General features: G+C 71.1%; 15 protein-coding genes and 1 pseudogene. 9 read left to right on the top strand and 7 right to left on the bottom strand.

Going from position 1 to position 18,012, the window contains the following annotated elements:
• Positions 1-89: 89 nt before the first annotated feature.
• Positions 90-527, top strand: coding sequence for an ATP-binding protein (locus tag ABZZ38_RS16145; RefSeq protein ID WP_356739963.1), 438 nt, complete (start codon positions 90-92; stop codon positions 525-527).
• A 152-nt stretch (positions 528-679) separates the two neighbouring features.
• On the opposite strand, the gene ABZZ38_RS16140 is transcribed toward ABZZ38_RS16145, so the two are convergent.
• Entirely contained in the window at positions 680-1,774 is a 1,095-nt protein-coding gene (locus ABZZ38_RS16140) for a bifunctional succinyldiaminopimelate transaminase/glutamate-prephenate aminotransferase (protein ID WP_356739961.1), read from the bottom strand.
• 88 nt (positions 1,775-1,862) lie between these two features.
• A complete protein-coding gene (gene fdxA / locus ABZZ38_RS16135; RefSeq protein WP_356739959.1) occupies positions 1,863-2,189 on the bottom strand; it encodes a ferredoxin in 327 nt (108 codons plus the stop codon).
• A gap of 114 nt (positions 2,190-2,303) precedes the next feature.
• On the opposite strand from fdxA, the gene ABZZ38_RS16130 reads away from it, so the two are divergent.
• Both ABZZ38_RS16130 and ABZZ38_RS16125 read left to right on the top strand, forming a co-directional pair.
• Positions 2,304-3,320, top strand: coding sequence for a GNAT family N-acetyltransferase (locus ABZZ38_RS16130; protein WP_356739957.1), 1,017 nt, complete (start codon positions 2,304-2,306; stop codon positions 3,318-3,320).
• Positions 3,321-3,325: 5 nt separating this feature from the next.
• Positions 3,326-4,150, top strand: a complete 825-nt coding sequence (locus ABZZ38_RS16125; RefSeq protein ID WP_356739955.1) for a transglutaminase-like domain-containing protein — start codon at positions 3,326-3,328, stop codon at positions 4,148-4,150.
• 39 nt (positions 4,151-4,189) lie between these two features.
• On the opposite strand, the gene ABZZ38_RS16120 is transcribed toward ABZZ38_RS16125, so the two are convergent.
• Positions 4,190-4,873 (bottom strand): hypothetical protein, encoded by a 684-nt coding sequence (locus ABZZ38_RS16120; RefSeq protein ID WP_356739953.1) that lies wholly within the window; start codon positions 4,871-4,873, stop codon positions 4,190-4,192.
• 100 nt (positions 4,874-4,973) lie between these two features.
• Between ABZZ38_RS16120 and ABZZ38_RS16115 the strand changes: the two genes are divergently transcribed.
• The 5 genes and pseudogenes from ABZZ38_RS16115 to ABZZ38_RS16095 all read left to right on the top strand — a co-directional run bounded on the left by ABZZ38_RS16115 (position 4,974) and on the right by ABZZ38_RS16095 (position 12,023).
• On the top strand, positions 4,974-5,525 hold the full coding sequence (locus ABZZ38_RS16115) for an SMI1/KNR4 family protein (protein ID WP_356739951.1): 552 nt from the start codon (positions 4,974-4,976) through the stop codon (positions 5,523-5,525).
• 415 nt (positions 5,526-5,940) lie between these two features.
• The gene (locus ABZZ38_RS16110) at positions 5,941-10,659 is read left to right on the top strand and encodes a DUF6531 domain-containing protein (RefSeq protein WP_356739949.1); all 4,719 of its coding nucleotides are present in this window, start codon (positions 5,941-5,943) and stop codon (positions 10,657-10,659) included.
• A gap of 35 nt (positions 10,660-10,694) precedes the next feature.
• Positions 10,695-10,898 carry a bacteriocin immunity protein gene (locus ABZZ38_RS16105; protein WP_356739947.1) on the top strand — a complete coding sequence of 68 codons (204 nt, stop codon included), beginning with the start codon at positions 10,695-10,697 and terminating at the stop codon, positions 10,896-10,898.
• 341 nt (positions 10,899-11,239) lie between these two features.
• A pseudogene (locus tag ABZZ38_RS16100) lies at positions 11,240-11,515 on the top strand (transposase); the annotation flags it as partial.
• Positions 11,516-11,642: 127 nt separating this feature from the next.
• Positions 11,643-12,023 (top strand): transposase, encoded by a 381-nt coding sequence (locus ABZZ38_RS16095; RefSeq protein ID WP_356739945.1) that lies wholly within the window; start codon positions 11,643-11,645, stop codon positions 12,021-12,023.
• Positions 12,024-12,097: 74 nt separating this feature from the next.
• Here the strand turns inward: ABZZ38_RS16095 and ABZZ38_RS16090 are convergent, their stop codons facing one another.
• From ABZZ38_RS16090 to ABZZ38_RS16075, 4 genes are all read right to left on the bottom strand, one after another.
• Positions 12,098-14,041: a hypothetical protein gene (locus tag ABZZ38_RS16090; RefSeq protein WP_356739943.1), complete on the bottom strand. Its 1,944-nt coding sequence runs from the start codon at positions 14,039-14,041 to the stop codon at positions 12,098-12,100.
• 151 nt (positions 14,042-14,192) lie between these two features.
• Entirely contained in the window at positions 14,193-14,561 is a 369-nt protein-coding gene (locus ABZZ38_RS16085) for a DUF6113 family protein (protein WP_356739941.1), read from the bottom strand.
• Complete coding sequence (gene mshB, locus ABZZ38_RS16080; protein WP_356739939.1) at positions 14,558-15,487, bottom strand: N-acetyl-1-D-myo-inositol-2-amino-2-deoxy-alpha-D-glucopyranoside deacetylase; 930 nt, start codon at positions 15,485-15,487, stop codon at positions 14,558-14,560. Before mshB ends, ABZZ38_RS16085 begins: the two co-directional genes overlap by 4 nt.
• A 40-nt stretch (positions 15,488-15,527) precedes the next feature.
• Positions 15,528-15,722 (bottom strand): hypothetical protein, encoded by a 195-nt coding sequence (locus ABZZ38_RS16075; RefSeq protein WP_031078461.1) that lies wholly within the window; start codon positions 15,720-15,722, stop codon positions 15,528-15,530.
• Positions 15,723-15,879: 157 nt separating this feature from the next.
• On the opposite strand from ABZZ38_RS16075, the gene ABZZ38_RS16070 reads away from it, so the two are divergent.
• Positions 15,880-18,006 (top strand): prolyl oligopeptidase family serine peptidase, encoded by a 2,127-nt coding sequence (locus ABZZ38_RS16070; protein WP_356739937.1) that lies wholly within the window; start codon positions 15,880-15,882, stop codon positions 18,004-18,006.
• Positions 18,007-18,012: the final 6 nt, after the last annotated feature.

Below are 18,012 nucleotides of genomic sequence, written 5' to 3'. Positions count from 1 at the left end.
CAACCTCCCCCGCCCTCCGACCGGTTGTCACAGCGTCCGATCGTCGGACAGGAACCACAGACAACGACATCTCCCGTCGAAGGAGCACCATGTCCCTCCCCCTGCCCCGTCGGATCGCCCGTGCCGCGCTGCTGATCGCAGCGGGCGCGGCTCCCGTGGTCGGTGCGGCCGGCTCCGCAAGCGCCATGGACCTGCCCCAGGCCACCGACCTCGGTGGCGTGTCGTCGCTCGACACCGCGTCGGTGACCGACACCGTCGGCGGCGCTTCCCGGAACGCCACCGGCCTGGCCGGTGAGGCAGGCAGCGCGACGGTGAAGAAGGCCGTGCCCGCCGTCGGCGACACCGTCGGCAAGACGGGCAAGACCACCACCCCGGCCGCCCAGGAGGCCCTCGGCGACGCGGCGGGCAACGCCGGTGAGATCGCCGGTGGCGCCACCTCCGCCGCGCCCACCGGCGCCCTGGGCAACGGCGGCCTGCCGGCCGTCGACCAGCTCCCCGTCAAGACGCTGCCGGCGCTCGGCCGGTAGCCACCGGCACCGGTCACTCACCCCGCGCCCCACCGGCGGGGTCCCACGGGGTCCGGACGCGGAAGGGCCCGAGGAGCACCGCCCCTCGGGCCCTTCCGTATGCCCGCGTCCGGGTCCGGGTCCGTATGCCCGCGTCCGGGTCCGGCGGCCGGTCAGCCGAGCCGCTTCACCGCGGCCTCGACCCGCTCGTCGGTGGCCGTGAACGCCACCCGCACGAACCGCTCCCCCGCCTCGCCGTAGAAGTCACCGGGCGCGACCAGGACCCCCAGCTCCGCCAGGTACGCCACCGTGTCCCAGCACGGCTCGTCGCGGGTCGCCCACAGGTACAGGCTGGCCTCGCTGTGCTCGATGCGGAAACCGTGCGACTCCAGCGCCGCGCGCAGCGCGGTCCGCCGTGCCGCGTACCGCGCCCGCTGCTCCCGTACGTGGACGTCGTCGCCGAGGGCCACGACCGTCGCCGCCTGCACCGGGGCGGGCGTCATCATGCCGCCGTGCTTGCGGATCTGCAGCAGCTCGCCGAGGACGGCCGCGTCGCCCGCGATGAACGCGGCGCGGTAGCCGGCCAGGTTGGAGCGCTTGGACAGCGAGTGGACGGCGACAATTCCCTCGTACGAACCGCCGCAGACGTCCGGGTGCAGCACGGAGACGGGGTCGGCCTCCCAGCCGAGCTCCAGGTAGCACTCGTCGCTGAAGACGAGCACGCCGTGCTCGCGCGCCCAGGCGACGATCCGGATCAGCTCGTCCTTGGGGATGACCTTGCCGGTCGGGTTGGACGGCGAGTTCAGCCACAGCAGCTTCAGCCCGGCCGGGTCCAGCTCGGTCGGGTCGTCGTAGACGACCGGCGTCGCGCCGCACAGCCGCGCGCCGACCTCGTACGTCGGGTAGGCCAGCCGCGGGTAGGCGACCGTGTCACCGGCGCCGAGCCCCAGCTGGGTCGGCAGCCACGCCACCAGCTCCTTGGAGCCGACCACGGGCAGGACGTTGGTGTGCGCCATGCCGCGCGCGCCCAGGCGCCGCTCGCACCAGCCGGCGAGCGCGTCGCGCAGCGCGGCCGTCCCCCACACCGTCGGATACCCCGGCGAGTCGGCCGCGCCGACCAGGGCCCGCTGGATCAGCTCGGGGACGGGGTCCACCGGTGTGCCGACGGACAGGTCCACGATGCCGTCCGGGTGGGCCGCGGCCGTTTTCTTGAACGGCTCGAGCTTGTCCCAGGGGAAGACGGGCAGGCGTGCGGAGACGGGGGCCACGGTGCTCACTTTCTGGTCCGGAGGGTCCGGAGGACAAACGCGTCGGCCCCGCACGGCGGCGAAGCCGTACGGGACCGGGTGTGCGCGGTCAGTGCCCCTCACCCATGGGGGGAAGCGCTGCGATGAAGGGGTGGTCCCGCTCGATCAGACCGAGCTTCGAAGCACCACCGGGCGAACCCAGGTCGTCGAAGAACTCGACGTTCGCCTTGTAGTAGTCCTTCCACTCCTCCGGAGTGTCATCCTCGTAGAAGATGGCCTCGACCGGGCAAACCGGCTCGCAGGCACCACAGTCGACGCATTCGTCCGGGTGGATGTACAAGGACCGCTGGCCCTCGTAGATGCAGTCGACGGGGCACTCCTCGATGCACGCCTTGTCCTTCACGTCGACACAAGGCTCTGCGATGACGTAGGTCACGCTGTCGTTCCTCCTCGGTAGGGCTGGCTTGCGCGGGAGCGCGGCGTCGTCGATGCCCGCACCTAGTATCTCCGTTCTTGGTAACGATCCGAACAGTGAGGGGCGTACAGACCCGTGGAATTCGCTGGTGGCGGACGGCTGGAGGTCCGGATCACCCCTGCTGACGTGGGGAAACGCGTGTCGGTGCGCCGGTTGGGCGACTCGATGGCGGGGCGGGAGACGTTCACCGACACCGTCGGTGTTCTCACATCATGGAACAAGGGTGTGCTGCTGATCACACGACGGACCGGTGAGAGCGTCCGCATCGCGGAATCCTCGCTCGTCGCGGGCAAGGTCGTGCCCGCCGCGCCGGCCCGGCGGCGCGGCCCAGCGACGGACTTCACGGAGCTGGCGCCGGTCCTGGCGCGCGCCTGGCAGCCGGTGGAGAGCGAGCCGCTCGGCGCCTGGACGCTGCGGGCGGCCTCCGGGTTCACCCGGCGGGCCAACTCGGCGCTGCCCCTCGGTGATCCGGGCGTCCCGCTGGACCGGGCGCTCGCCCGGGTGCGGGCCTGGTACGAGGAGCGGGGCCTGCCCCCGTACATCCAGGTGGCGACCGGTGCGGCGGGCACACAGGAGAAGCTGTGCGCGGCGCTGGAGGAGCGCGGCTGGCGCCGTGAGGTGACGGCGGAGGTACGGGTCGGGGCGCTCGCGCCGGTCGCGGACCGGGACGCGGGAGGCGTGGTCCTCGCGCGCTCCTTCGACGAGGCGTGGCTCCGTCGGTACAACCGGTCCGGCGTGCCGGGACCGCAGGCGCGCGCGGTGCTGGGCAGCGGGCCGTCGGTGTGGTTCGCGTCCGTGCCGGGTGAGCCCGGCGAAGGTGAGGCAGACGTTCCGGCCGCGATCGGGCGGTGCGTGGTCGACGGGCGGTGGGCCGGCTTCATGGCCGTCGAGGTCGACCCGGCCCACCGGCGCCGGGGTCTGGCCACGGCCGTGATGGCGGCGCTGGCCCGGCGCGCGCTCGACGAGGGCGCGTCGGCCGCGTGGCTGCAGGTGGAGGAGGACAACGGCGGGGCCCGCGCCCTGTACGACGGGATGGGCTTCGCCCTTCACCACCTCTACCACCACTTCCGGTCTCCGGAAGCGGGTACGTGAGGCGTATGCACAGCACCGAGTGGCGGCGCCGGTTCGCCGAGGAGGCCCGCGAGGAGCGGCCCGACCTCACGTCCCTGTGCCTGCTCGTGAGCGCGGAGGCCGACCCGGCGCTGGACCAGGCCGGGCTGGACGCCGCCGAGATCGAACTGGACCGGCTGGCGGGACTGGTGCCCTTCGGTCCGAAGAGCCCGCGCGCCTGGGCGGCGGCGCTCGCCGACCTGCTCGGTGAGCGCTGCGGCTTCCACGGCACCCCCGGCGACTACGAGCGTCTGGAGTCGTCGCTTCTCCACCAGGTACTGCGGCGCCGCCGCGGCCTGCCCATCCTGCTGTCCGTCGTGTGGATCGAGGTCGCCCGGCGGGCGGGCGCCCCGGTGTACGGCGTGGCGCTGCCGGGCCACTTCGTGGTCGGTTTCGGGGAGCCCGGCGAACAGGTCCTCGCGGACCCCTTCGACCGGGGCCGGCTCCTGACCGGTCCGGACGTGGAGCTGCTGGTGGCGGGCGCGACCGGGGAACCGCTGCGGCCGTCGATGCTGATGCCCGCCGACCCGCTGGACATCGTCCTGCGGATCCTCAACAACATCCGTGCCTGGGCCGCCGCCCGCCCCGAGTGCTCGCACGTCGCCCTGTGGGCCGTCGAGCTGTCCCTGCTGCTCCCCGCGCACCCGGCACGGCTCCGGTACGAGCGCGCCCAGCTGCTGATCCAGCGCGGCGACTTCATCACGGGGGCGGTGGAGATGGAGGCGTACGCGGAGGTGGTGGCCGGGATCGAGCCGGTGGCGGCGGAGAAGATCCGCGAGCTGGCACGGGCGGCGCGGGCCATGCTGAACTGACGCCGCGCCCACGGGGGTGCCCGTGGGCGGGCGGCGCGATCAGTCGCGGTCGACGTGCTCGCGCAGGATCGTGCCGGTGGTCGCGTCGACCTCGGCGGTGGTCTCGTCCCAGTCCTCCGGTGTGACGACGTCGACGGACCGGATGACCTTGTCGGCGTCGCCCTCGTCGAGCCGGACGGCGCTGACGGTGCCGTTCTTCCCGCCGGTGGCCGTCCCGACGGCCAGCTGGGGTGTCTGCTTCGCCCCGCGGAGGAGGTCGGCCGCCTCGCGCTTGTCGTCGGCGTCCTGGCCGGGCCCTACCCGGGAGTCGGTCACCTTGCCGGACGCGGTGTCCACGCGGAGGGTGCGGACGGTGCCGTCCGGGGGGGCGATCCCGGCGGCCCACTGGGGGGGGGCGCCGGGGGTGGGCGCGCCGGGGCTCGGGCTCGCCCCGGCCGCCGCGCGCTTGAGCTCGATCCCGGTGAGCCCGCCCTGCGGGACCTCGGCGACCGAAGTGGCGGCCGCCTCGCCCCACGGCGCCTTCGCCGCCGGGATGGGGGCCTCGCGCTCGTCCTGGTCCTCGGTGTGGCGCGGGGCGGCCGGGGTCGCGGAGGTGGGGGCGGCTGCGGGGCGGGCCCGCGTGGGTTCGTCGTTGCCGCAAGCGGTGACCAGCACGGTCGAACCGGCGAGGGCGCACACGGCGGCGACGGCACGGATACGGAGGGGGCGGGTCGGAACGCCCATGTCGCCACCCCCACCGCCCGAGCCGGACGGCCATGCCGACTCACCGCGGAGCCAACCCGATCAGGCGCACACCCCCCACCAATGAAAAGCTGTGCACCTGATGAACCCCTTTGACGCCCTCACCCGACTCTGCCCCCCGCCCCTCGCCCCCCGCCCGGTGACCTGGTCGCCCGTCGAGCACGCCCTGGGCACCCGACTGCCCAACGACTACAAGCAGCTCATCGAGACGTACGGCGGCGGCATCTTCGACGAGACGATCTGGGTCCTCGAACCGGACTGCGTCGACGAGGACTACGACCTGGTCGCCCAGACCCGGGAATGCGCGGACGTCCTCGCCGAACTGTGGTCCACCGGCGAACCCAAGCCCGCCGAGCTGCACCCCGCCGGCGCCCGCGCGATCCCCTGGGCGTACGTCGAGGGAAGCGGCCACTTCCTGTACTGGCTCGCCCTGCCGGGCCGGTCGGCGTCGGAGTGGACGGTGCTGCTCAACGAGGGTCGCGGGCCGGAATGGGAGCACCACCATGTGTCCTGCACGGAGTTCCTGGCGGGCCTCATGACGGGCGAGGTGCAGTCCTCCTACTTGCCCGACTTCTACGCCGAAGACCACGTCTTCGAACCGTATGCCGACGTCTGGCCCACCGAGTCCAGCTGAACCCGCCGCCGCCCTTGACGGCCCCGACGAACGACGCCCGGACCTCGGGGCGCACACGACGGCGGGGCCGGACGGCCTTGACCTCTGGGTTGTCACACGCAAACCCCTACCGGGCGTAGCCACACACCTCACCGGATAAGCGGTTCGGCGCACACGGCGGGAGGTCAGGGCCGGGAACCGCTCCGCACGGAGGATCACGGGCCCGGCAAGGTCTTCGGCGGCGACGGGGTCTGGCGACGAGTCAGGTCCGTGCGCTTCGCCGCGACCACGCGCGCGCGACCTGCCGACGGCCGTGAGACGGCTGCGCGACAGCTGCGCGACGGCCCTTTTCCGGCTTGATCGCCTTCGTACGCGCATGAAACGCTGTTCGCACAAGCATGCTGCGAACGGATGTGCGTACGGGGGGATTTGAGGCATGGCCGTCACGGTGCCCGACTGGGCCGACACCTTGCTGGACGTCATCGGTGTGTCCTGGCCGAATGTGGACGAGGACGCCTACCGGGACATGGCGATCGCGCTGCGGGAGTTCGCCGAGGACCTGGAGGACGACGGGCAGCTCGCGAACAACCATGTGACGCGTCTGTTGTCGTCGGGGCACGGCGAGGCGATGGAGGCGCTGAACGGGCACTGGACCAAGGTCAAGGACAAGCACCTCAAGGACGTCACCTCCGCCGCGCGCACGATCGCCACGGCGCTGGACACGGCGGCCGGCGCGATCGAGGCCATGAAGCTCAAGGCGCTGGTCGAGCTGGGCATCCTGGCGGGGCAGACCGGGCTGTCGATGGCGCTGATCCCGGTCACCGGCGGCCTTTCGGCCCTGATCGGCGCCGGGGCGATAGCGGTGGCCAAGAAGGCCATCAGCAAGGCCATCACCGAGTGCATGGAGGAAGCGGTCGGGTACGTCGCCGCCGCGATGACCGAACCGGCGGTCGCGGCGCTGGAGAACCTGGCCGCCGACCTCGTCGTACAGGTCGGCGCCACCGCCATGGACCTCCAGGACGGTGTGAACGTCGACCAGGCCAAGCAGGCCGGCAAGGACGGCTTCGACGAGGGCGTCCAGGGCGCGAAGGACGCCATGCACCTCGCGTCCGCCGGAGGGGGCGGCGGTGGCGGTGGCGGGAAGGGCGGCAAGGACGGCTTCCACATCGAGCACGACGAGCATGACCACGCCTCCACCCAGCTCAACGGCGTCAGCACCTTCATCCACGGCAAGACCACCGGAAAACTGACCAAGGCCAAGACCCACCACGGCCGCACCCGGGGCAAGGACGGCATCGCCGAGGTCCTGGACCCGGTCCTCGACAAGGCCCTGGGCGCCCTGGTGAAGTCGGCCAAGACCATGGGCGACCACGTCGGCCAGACCCTCCCCAAGGCCGTCAAGCAGATCTCCGCCGACCACAAGAAGAACGACGACGACATCCGCGACCGCATCGCCAGGCTCCGCAAGGGCGACGACGGGGACGACGGCCGCGGCCGGTCCGGCGCGAACAACAGCCGGGGCTCCGGCAACGACGCGCACCTCAAGCCGGCCTCACTGCGCGACACCAAGTCCGACCCGCGCCGCCACGGCATCGAACTCAACAAGAAGAAGTGCGAGAACGACCCCGTCGACGTGGCGACGGGCGAGATGACCCTCACGCAGACGGACCTGTCCCTCCCCGGCACGCTTCCGCTCGTACTGCGGCGGACCCATCTGTCCGAGTACCGCTACGGCCACTGGTTCGGCCGCAGCTGGGCGTCCACCCTCGATGAGCGCCTGGAGCTGGACCCCGTCGGCACCGGGGCCATCTGGGCCCGCGAGGACGGCTCCGCCCTGATCTACCCCAGCCTGCCCCTCCCCGACGGCGACCCCGTCCTCCCGCTGGAGGGCCCGCGTCTGCCGCTGGTCCACGGCGGCCAGTACGAGGACGAGACCACGTACCGCGTCACCGACCCGCACACCGGCCTGACGCGCTCGTTCACCGGCAGCCCGTATCGCACCTCCCCCGCCTACTGGCTCACCGAGCTGACCGACCGCAACGACAACCGCGTCACCTTCACCCGCCGCCCCGACGGCACACCCGGCTCGGTCGTCCACAGCGGCGGCTACACCGTCCAGCTCACCACCGAGGACGCCCGCGTCCGCGAGCTGGCACTGCGCACCCCCGAGGGCCCCGTCACCGTCATGACGTACGGCTACGACGCACTCGGCAACCTCGACGCGGTCACCAACTCGTCCGGACTGCCGCTCCGCTTCACGTACGACCCGGAGGGCCGCATCACCTCCTGGACCGACCGCAACGACTCGACGTTCCGCTACGTCTACGACGCGGCCGGCCGCGTCGTCCGCACCATCGGCCCGGACGGGTACCTCTCCTCGACCTTCGCGTACGAGGTCCACTCCGAGACGGGCGACCGCATCACGCGCTACACCAACTCGCTGGGCGCGACGACGACGTACCACCTCAACGACCGCCTCCAGGTCGTCGCCGAGACCGACCCTCTGGGACACACCAGCCGAAGCGAGTACGACCCCTTTGACCGTCTGCTCGCCCACACCGACGCACTCAACCGGAGCACCACCTACACGTACGACGGCCGCGGGAACCTCACCCGTGTCGTACACCCCGACGGTACGGCGGCGAGGATCGAGTACAACGATCTGAACCAGCCCACCTGCGTTACCGCACCCGATGACACCGTTTGGCGTCATGAGTACGACGAGCGCGGCAACCATCTCAGGATCATTGCCCCTGACGGAGCCACCAGTCGCATGGTGTACGGCGCCGCGGGCGCCCCCTCTCAGCTCATCACCCCGTCGGGCGAGAGGGAACTTATCAAGACGGACCGGGCGGGCCTGCCCCGAGTAGTCACTGACCCGTTGGGGAATGTCACCACAATCACTCGTGACGCCTTTGGCCGGCAGGTGTCCATGGTCGACGCTTCGGGCGCAGAAGTCCGGCTGTCGTGGAACATCGAAGGTCTGCTCACCAGTCGTACCGATCCGGACGGGTCCCAGGAATCATGGGAGTATGACGGTGAGGGAAATTGCGTCGCCCATGCTGACGCACTCGGTCAGGTAACTCGTTACGAGTACGGGCATTTCGACAGCCTCACTTCTCGCACCGGCCCCGACGGCAGTCGTCACGTCTTCAGTTACGACACGGAGCTGCGGTTGGTCCAGGTGACCAACCCGGACGGTCTCTCCTGGCACTACTCATACGATGCGGCCGGTCGACTGACGGGCGAGACCGACTTCGACGAACGCGCGGTTGCCTACAGCTATGACGCGGACGGGCAACTCATTTCTCGCATCACACCGCTCGGTCAGGCAATCAAGCTGCGCCGGGACGCCATGGGCCGCGTCATGGCCAAGGACGTGACCGGCACGGTCACCCAATACACGTACGACCACGCGGGCCGCTTGCTCAGTGCTGTAGCACCCGACTCCTCTCTCCATCTGGAGCGGGACAGCCTTGGCCGGATCCTGGCTGAGACCGTGGACGGCCGTACCATCAGGTACACATACGACCCCAACGGCCGTCGCCTGACCCGCGTCACGCCGACCGGGGCAGTCACCCGGCTCAGCTACGACCAGGCCGGAAATCGCGATGGTCTCCACGTCGACGGACACCGGCTGTCCTTTGCCCACGACCCCCTCGGACGCGAGCTCAGGCGCACCTTCGGCGCTCCGGACAGTCGGTTGAGCTTGACCAGCGCCTGGGACGCGGCGGGACGTCTCAGCGAGCAACAACTCACCGCCGGGGCGCGCACCGTCACCTCACGCGCCTACCGGTACCGCGCGGACCATCACCTCATCGCACTTACCGACCGGGTCAGGGGAACTACCAGGCGGTACACCCTTGACCCGATGGGACGCCCGCTGAGCGTCCACGGCAACGGGTGGACCGAGCGATACGCGTACGACGCGACCGGCAATCAAGTTTCCGCCGAGTGGCCCGATGTCGCCCACCCGGAGGCGCGCGGCGAGCGCACCTATACGGGAACCCGTCTGCTCACAGCCGGCGCCGTCCGCTACACGTACGATGCCGCTGGCCGTACCGTCATCCGGCGCAAGACCCGGTTGTCCCGCAAAGCCGACACCTGGAAATACACCTGGGACGCCGAGGACCGTCTCATCTCCTGTACCACTCCCGACGGGGCTCGATGGACCTACAGATACGACCCGCTCGGCCGGCGCATCGCCAAACTGCGCCACGCCCCGGACGGTGCGATTGTCGAGCAGACCACCTTCACCTGGGACGGCACCATCCTGGTGGAGCAGTCCGACTCCACCACCGGCACCATACTGACGTGGGACCACGACGGCAGCCGGCCTCTCACGCAGTTGGAGCGCCGCCACACTGATCAGGCTACGGTCGACTCCCGTTTCTTCGCGATCGTCACGGACCTGATCGGCACACCCACGGAGCTGGTCGATGAGCGCGGCGACATCGCGTGGCATACCAGAGCCACACTCTGGGGAACCACCACCTGGAACCGCACCGCCGCTGCCTACACTCCGCTGCGCTTTCCGGGGCAATACGCCGATCCTGAGACCGGCCTGCACTACAATTATTTCCGACATTACGACCCCGATACGGCCCGCTATACCGCACCGGACCCCCTGGGGCTCGCCCCTGCCCCCAATCCGATCGCCTATGTCACCAACCCCTGCGGCACTGGAGATCCTCTGGGTCTGGCGCCTTGCAAGGAACTCGAGGCTCCAAAACCCGCCTCCGCACACCGAAACAGAGCGGGTTCCGTCACGGGCGGGGGCAATTTGAGGGACGTCGACGGACGTTGGCTCAGAGGCAGCGCCGGAAACGCCGGGCGGGTCCCGGGGCAGGTCGCTCGAGCCCTGCAGGGGCGTCAATTCAAAAACTTCGACGATTTCAGAGAGGCATTCTGGATGGAAGTCTCCAGGGTGCCTGAGATAGCCTCACAATTCAGCCCCTCCAATCAAACCCTTATCGCACAGGGGAAAGCCCCGTTTGCTGTGCCCGAGCAGGCTGTCGGCGGGAACATGCGCTACGTTCTCCACCATATCCAACCCATTCAACACGGCGGCGGCGTCTACGACCTGGACAACATCCTCGTACTCACACCCCAGCAACACCGCGAAATATTGGACCCCAAGTACCACATGGGATAAAATGCGACCCATCCGCACGCGGGGAGGAACACAGAATGAATCGGGATGAATTGATTCGCCTTGTCGAGCGCATCATGGCTGGCGAAGGAACGGAAGAAGAACACGATCAGCTGGTTCAGCTGCTGCAGAAGAACGTGCCGCACCCTCGTGTCGTCGGCTTGATCTACCATTCGAGCCCCCCGCTCTCCGCCGAGGAAGTCGTTGATCAAGCGCTGGCGTATCGACCTATCGCACTCTGAGGGCTTGGCGGAACGGCACGAGAGGCACCCGGGAGGCACAAAGGCCTGGTCGACCGCGATGTTCCGATTCGGGTAGTGGTCTGCGAGCGCCATATCCGCGAGTCCACACGGTTGGTTCCAGAGACAACCACGGCGTGGGCTCACCCCGGGGGGTGGAACTCCGGACGAGGCGTTCGGCCCGGTCATGGGCACTCCCCCCGTACTGAGGGAACCTCTGAAGCGAACGAAGCCCCCGCCCGGCGAACCGGACGCTGTCGGTAAAGCCGGGGGCGTGCGTGTCGACGGCCTGTGCGACCCCGTTGGGGTTGTGCAGGCCGTCGTCGTGTTCCTGGGGTGGGTTGGTGTCGTTGCGTAGGGTGGAGTTGGCGGAGATCCCGGAGGAGACCGTGCGGGTGGCTCGTGCGGTGTTCCCGAAGGGCCGTGGCGATGCGGGGGGCGGCCGGTGGTGTCGCCGGCCCGGCTGGCGCTGGTGTCGGTGTTGCAGTTCACGGAGGGGTGACCGACGGCAGGCCGCACACGCGGTCCGTACGCGGCTGGACTGGAAGTAAGCCCTGTCCCTTGAGTTGACCGATACCGGCTTCGACTTCTCCGTGCTCAGCGAGTTCCGTGCCCGGCTGGCCGACAGCGACGGGGGCCGGATGGTGTTCGACACGGTCCTGACCGCGGCTGGGAAGGCGGGGCTGGTCAGAGCGGCAGCGCACGGACCAGCGGCCGGGGACTGGCTGGCGGGGTGGCGGCGCCGGAGTGGTTCGGGCGAAGTTCCCGACACGTGGCTGCAGGTCCTGTCCGGCCCGACAGGAGTGCACGAACTCACCAAAGGCCGCTACATCACCCTGCGGCCCCGGCCCGAACACGAGATCCTGCAGCAGATCCGGCCTGAGCAGGACAGTGATCAGTGGCGCAAGCGCTACGGACACCCGCGCCGGCGTCGAGGGCACCATCTCCCAGGCCATCCAGGCTTTCGGCTTGCGCAGATTTCGCTACCGTGGCCTGACGAAGACCAGGCTGCAACACCACCTCACCGGCGCCGCGATCAATCCCGCCCGCATCGATGCCCGGTTCACCGGCAGACCCCTCGCCCGCACCCGGACCTCACCCTTTGCAGCACTCCGCCCCACTGGATGAAATCCAGCGGGGCGGAATCAACCCACAGCGTCCGGTTCGCCGGGCGGGGCTTCGGGGCGCCGGGGGCGCGGGGCTCAGCCCTCGCCGTCCAGCTCGATCGTTTCCGTGCGTTCCGCCGGGGTCTTGCCCAGCAGGGCCGTCTGCATCGCGTGGGCCACGTCGTCGGCGCCCACCTGGTGCTTCTGGCCGTCGCCCTTGGTGATCATGATGCCGTCGAAGACACCGTCCAGCAGCTCGTTGATCGCGTTCTTGTCGTAGACCTCGACCAGGCGGCCGTTGACCGGCTTCATGGAGAGGATCTTCGGCAGCGAGCGCGCCGGGCCGAACTGGATCTGTTTGCCGCCCGCCTTGATGGTGACCAGGCCGGACATGGCGGGCCTGGCGAACTCCTTCATCGCCCGGTCCAGTTCGGCCTTGGTGATCGTCGGTTCCTTGGTCGTGACGGGGAGTTCGACGATGTTCTCCTCGCCCGTCTCGACCTGGGCGCGGTACGCGTCGCGGACCGAGATCATCGAGCTGCGCACGTCGAGGCCCTTGCCCGCCTTGCCGGGGACCGCGACGGCCTTGCCCGGCTCGAACTTGATCGTGCCCTCGGTGGCCGTACCCGAGGCGCCCGCCAGGTCGGTCAGGGCGACGACCAGCTTCTCCTCGTCGACGGGGAAGACCGGCCGGGCCTCGCGTTCGACGCCGAAGAGGGAGCCGATCACGGAGACCGGGTTGTAGTCGCTGCCGGCCGCCGCGCGCACCGTCTCCTGGCTGTCCAGGGACAGGCCCGCCTTGTCCGGGGCCAGCTCCTCCTTCGTGCCGTCCACGGAGAGCCGCAGCGGCGCGGAGGCGCGCTTGCCGAAGGCGGCGTCGAGCTTCTGGACGGCCTCCTCCTTCGTACCGCCCCCGATGTCCACGCCCAGGACCGTGGTGCCCTTGGGGACCTCGGAGTGGTTCAGGAGCAGACCCGCGCCGTACGCCACGCCCGCCAGGGCGAACGCGCCCACGCCGAGGAGGACCAGCTTCGAGCGGCCCTTCTTCTTCGGTGCGGGGGCGGAGGAAGGGGCAGGGGCCGGGCGGGGGGCCGGCGCGGGAGCCGGAGGCTCGGGCGCGGCGTGCGTCGACGCCACCTGGGCCGGGCCCGTCACCGGGAACGGCGAGGGCGACGGGGCGCCGCGGTGGTCGGACGGGATCACCGGAAGGCCGCTCGTGAGCGTGTCACCGGAGACGTTCCCACCCGGCGGCGGTCCGGCCGGACCGGCCGGTCCGGTCGCCGCCCCCGGCCCGGGTGCGGGCGCGGGGTTCTGCGGGGTCAGTACGGCGGTGTCGTCCGCCATCCGGGGGACGGCGCCCATGCTGCCCGTCGCCGGGCCCGTCGTCGGCCCGGAAGGACCGGCGCCGTACGGCGGGCCGTCGGCGGTCGCCGCCAGGCCCTGGAGGGAGCCGCCGCCCGGACGGGGATGGCCGCCCACCACGGGGGCCGCGCCGGGGTGGCCCGTGCCGTTCGCGCCGGTGCCGTTCGCCGGCGTCGGCGAGGGCGAGGGCGCCGGAGGCTTGCGCGGGGCGAACCAGTCGCTCGTCGACTTCGCCTGCGACGGCGACTGCGACGGCGACTGCGACGGCGACTGCGACTGCGGCGGCTGTGACTGCCCCTGCGCGGGTGGCGCGGGCGGCTTCGGCTGCCCCGCCTCCCCCCTTGGCCGGGGCGGCGCGTCCTCCACCGGCCGCTCGGCGACCCGAGGCGCCGGAGCCGCAGCCGCGGCGGCGGCGTCCGCCTCGCTCATCGGCTTGCGCATGACGACCGGCGGGATCGGCCGCGAACCCGGGATGTTGATCCGGATACGCGTGGTCAGCGTGGTTTCCGTCTTCGGCTCGTCCGGCTCCGCGGCGGCCCGGTCGGCCTCCTCCGGAGCGTCCTGCGTCGGGTGCAGCGACGGATACTGGCGCGATCCGTACGGCGGCGTTCCCGAGGGGTACGCGGCTCCGCCGCGCCCCTGGGGGCCGGAGGACGAACTGTCAGTTTCACGACTCAATGCAGGTTCTCCCGGTTGGCTCCGCCGCCCGCACTCACACCCGCGGGCGCCCGGCGGCGCGCACCACCATACTGGCCACCGCCGGGGCGTATCCCGCGACCAGGGGAACACGAACGGTCATTCCGGCCCAAGTCCGGTCGGTCCGGGCACGTCAGGACTCCCGTCGGCGGGGCGTACCGCCCGGTTGCGGCACTCGCACCATCGTGGCGCAGATCACAGCGACGGCCATCCCGCCCAGCAGGAACACCAGCTCGGCGATGCCGCCCGCGAAGACGCCGTCGCCCTCGGGGCGGCCGAAGCTGAGCACCACGACGGCGGCGAGCCAGCCGAACCCCGCCGCCCCCACGCCCACCGTCGTGCCGGTGAGCCGCAGCCCGCCGTAGAAGAGGCCGGCCGTCGCCGCGAGGGCGAGCAGCAACCCGCCCGGGAACCAGCCGCTTTGGACCAGCGAGCCCGCGACTCCGACCAGCGAGCCGAGGACGGCGAGACCCACGTAGGACGCGACACGGGTGACACTCATGACGCGCCCCCCTTGAGTCCCTCGAATCCGTTGAGTCCCTCGAATCCTTCGATTCCCTCGAACAGGTCGTGCTCGCGCTCACCGGCGGGCGCTCCGGACCGGCCGTGCGCCAACTGGTAGTACTCGGTGGTGAAGAGGGGCTGGCCCCGCTTGTTCGAGAGGGCGAAGAAGGGCCCGTCCACGGCGATCTGGGTGGCGTGCGCCCGCATGGCGGCGGCCTTGCGCTCCGCGTACGGCGTGCCGTCGATCTCCGTCGTGACCAGCGCGTCCTCGACGATGCCCGGTACGTCGCCGATGTCGGCGACCTCCGGGAACGTCCCGGTCGCGCGCAGCCGCGCGAAGGCCTCTTCGGCGACCGGACGCGGCACCCGGTTCCAGTAGATCTTGGCGATCTCGTGCGGGTCGCCGAGGTCTCGCCGGTAGGCGCGCTCCGCGGCCAGTTCGGCGGCGCGCATGGCGACGCGGTGCGTCTGGATGTGGTCGGGGTGGCCGTACCCGCCGTCCGGGTCGTAGGTGACGAGCACCTGCGGGCGGACCGACCGGATCACCTCGACCAGGTACGGCGCGGCGTCGTCGACGTCCGTGTCCCAGAAGGCGCCGTCGCGGTGGTTCTGCGGGGCGCCCATCATTCCGGAGTCGCGGAAGCGGCCGGGGCCGCCCAGGAAGCGGTGGTCGGTGACGCCCAGCTCCTTCATCGCGGCGGCCAGTTCGCCGACGCGGTGGGGGCCGAGCCGGTCGTCCCGGTCGGGTGCCAGATGGGCGAGGGCGGGCGGGATGACCTCGCCCTCCTCGCCGCGTGTGCAGGTCACGAGGGTGACCTGGGCGCCCTCGGCCGCGTACTTGGCCATGGTGGCGCCGTTGTTGATCGACTCGTCGTCGGGGTGCGCGTGCACCAGGAGCAGACGACGGGCGGGCATTTCCGTCATACGGACACCCTAGAGCCCCTGGAGCACGGAGCCCGCGTGCTCAGAACTTGATGCCGCCGATCATGCTCGCCACGTTGGTGGTCAGCTCGCTGATGGTGGGGGCGATGGAGGAGCTCGCCAGGTAGAAGCCGAGGAGCATGCAGACCGCCGCGTGTCCGCCCTTGAGGCCCGACTTCTTGATCAGCAGGAAGACGACGATCGCCAGCAGCACCACCGCCGAAATCGAGAGTGCCACGGCGGTTCACCTCCATACATATTCAGTCCGGACCGGGCAGCGTGCATGTGCCGGAGGGTCTATACCCACCTGGTGCTACGGATCATAACTATCCGTTCTCACGCATCGATCGGTGCACGGCAGCACATGGGGGCGCACGACCGCTACTTTCGGACGCATGACGCCACGGCAACATCTCTCGTTCCCCCGTCAGTACGCCAGGACCCAGCGCTTCTCCCTCGGCGCACCCCGGGCGTTCACCGTCTCACCCGACGGTCACCGGGTGGTCTTCCTCCGCTCTCCCGGCGGGACGCGCCGCGCCCACCACTTGTGGGTGCTCGACCTGGAGGGGGAGCCGCGCGAGCGGGTCGCCGCCGACCCGGAGGCCCTGCTCGGCGGCGCCGAGGAGGAGTTGTCGCCGCAGGAGCGGGCGCGCCGGGAGCGCAGCCGCGAGGGAGCGGGCGGCATCGTCGGCTACGCGGTGGACCAGGCCGTGGAGTTGGCGGCGTTCGCGCTGTCCGGGCGGTTGTACGTGGCGGAGTTGCGGGCCGGGACGGCGCGTGAACTGCCCGTGCGTGGTCCGGTGATCGATCCGCGGCCCTCCCCCGACGGGCGGCACATCGCGTACGTGGCGGGGGGAGCGCTGCGGGTGACGGCGGTGGAGGGGGGCGGGGACCGGGCGCTCGCCGAGCCGGAGGCGGACGGTGTCACGTACGGGCTCGCGGAGTTCATCGCGGCGGAGGAGATGGGGCGCTCGCGCGGCTTCTGGTGGGCGCCCGGGTCGGACCGGCTGCTGGTGGCGCGGGCCGACGACAGCGGCGTACAGCGCTGGTGGATCGCCGATCCGGCGCATCCGGACCGGGAGCCGGCCGAGGTGGCCTATCCGGCGGCGGGGACGGCCAACGCGGACGTACGGCTCTGTCTGCTCGGGCTGGACGGCTCGCGCACCGAGGTGGAGTGGGACCGGGCGCGTTATCCGTATCTCGCGCGCGTGCACTGGTCGCCGGCGGGGGCGCCGCTGCTGCTGGTGCAGGCCCGGGACCAGCGCACCCAGGTCTGTCTGGCGGTGGACACGGAGTCCGGGGGGACGCGCACGGTGCACGTCGACGAGGACCCGGACTGGCTGGAACTGCTCGCGGGGGTGCCGGCCTGGGCTCCGGACGGCCGGCTGGTGCGAATCGCGGACGAGGGAGGCGCGCGGGTGCTGGCCGTGGGCGATCGCGCGCTGACGGGCGCGCGGCTCCACCTTCGCGCGGTACTCGACGTCGGCGACAACGACGTACTGGTCCAGGCGTCGGCGGGCGAGGAGGCGGCCGACCCGGAAATTGGCCAGATTCATGTGTACCGGGTCAATGAACTGGGCGTCGAGAGGCTGTCCGAAGGCCCGGGGGTGCACTCGGCGGTCCGGTGCGGGGCGGTGACCGTGCTGGCGTCGGCGCGGCCAGGCGTACCGGGGGCGCGGGTGCGGGTACTGCGGGACGGCGGGCAGGTGGCGGAGGTCGGCTCGCACGCCGAGACGCCGGTGCTCTCGCCGCGCCTGACGCTCACCGAGTCGGGCGCGCACCGCATCCCGTGCGCGGTGCTGCTGCCGAGCGCGTACGAGGACGGCGACGGGCCGCTGCCGGTGCTGCTGGACCCGTACGGCGGGCCCCACGGGCAGCGGGTGGTGGCCACGCACAACGCGCACCTCACGTCGCAGTGGTTCGCCGAGCAGGGTTTCGCGGTGGTCGTGGCGGACGGGCGGGGCACGCCGGGCCGGTCGCCCGGTTGGGAGAAGGCGATCAAAGGCCGGCTGACGCTGACGCTGGACGACCAGGTGGAGGCGTTGCAGGGGCTGGCCGGCCGGTTCCCGCTGGACCTGGACCGGGTGGCGATCCGGGGCTGGTCGTACGGCGGTTATCTGGCCGCGCTGGCGGCGCTGCGGCGGCCGGACGTCTTCCACGCTGCGGTGGTGGGGGCGCCGGTGACCGATCAGCGGCTGTACGACACGCACTACATGGAGCGCTACCTCGGCATGCCGCAGGACGCCCCGGAGGTGTACGAGGCGAACTCGCTGGTGGGCGACGACGGTTTGGTGGCGCCCGAGGAGCCGGCCCGGCCCATGATGCTCGTCCACGGTCTGGCGGACGACAACGTGGTGGTGGCCCACACGCTGCGGCTGTCGTCGGCGCTGCTGGCGGCGGGGCGGCCCCATGAGGTGCTGCCGCTGTCGGGCGTGACGCACATGACGCCGCAGGAGCAGGTGGCGGAGAATCTGCTGCTGCTTCAGGTCGACTTCCTGAAGCGGTCCCTCGGGATGGTGTGAACGGCG

Source organism: Streptomyces sp. NPDC006368 (genome assembly GCF_040612535.1).
Lineage (GTDB): Bacteria > Actinomycetota > Actinomycetes > Streptomycetales > Streptomycetaceae > Streptomyces.
Note: the sequence above shows the minus strand (reverse complement) of the source record. Positions and strands in the feature narration are given on the sequence as shown.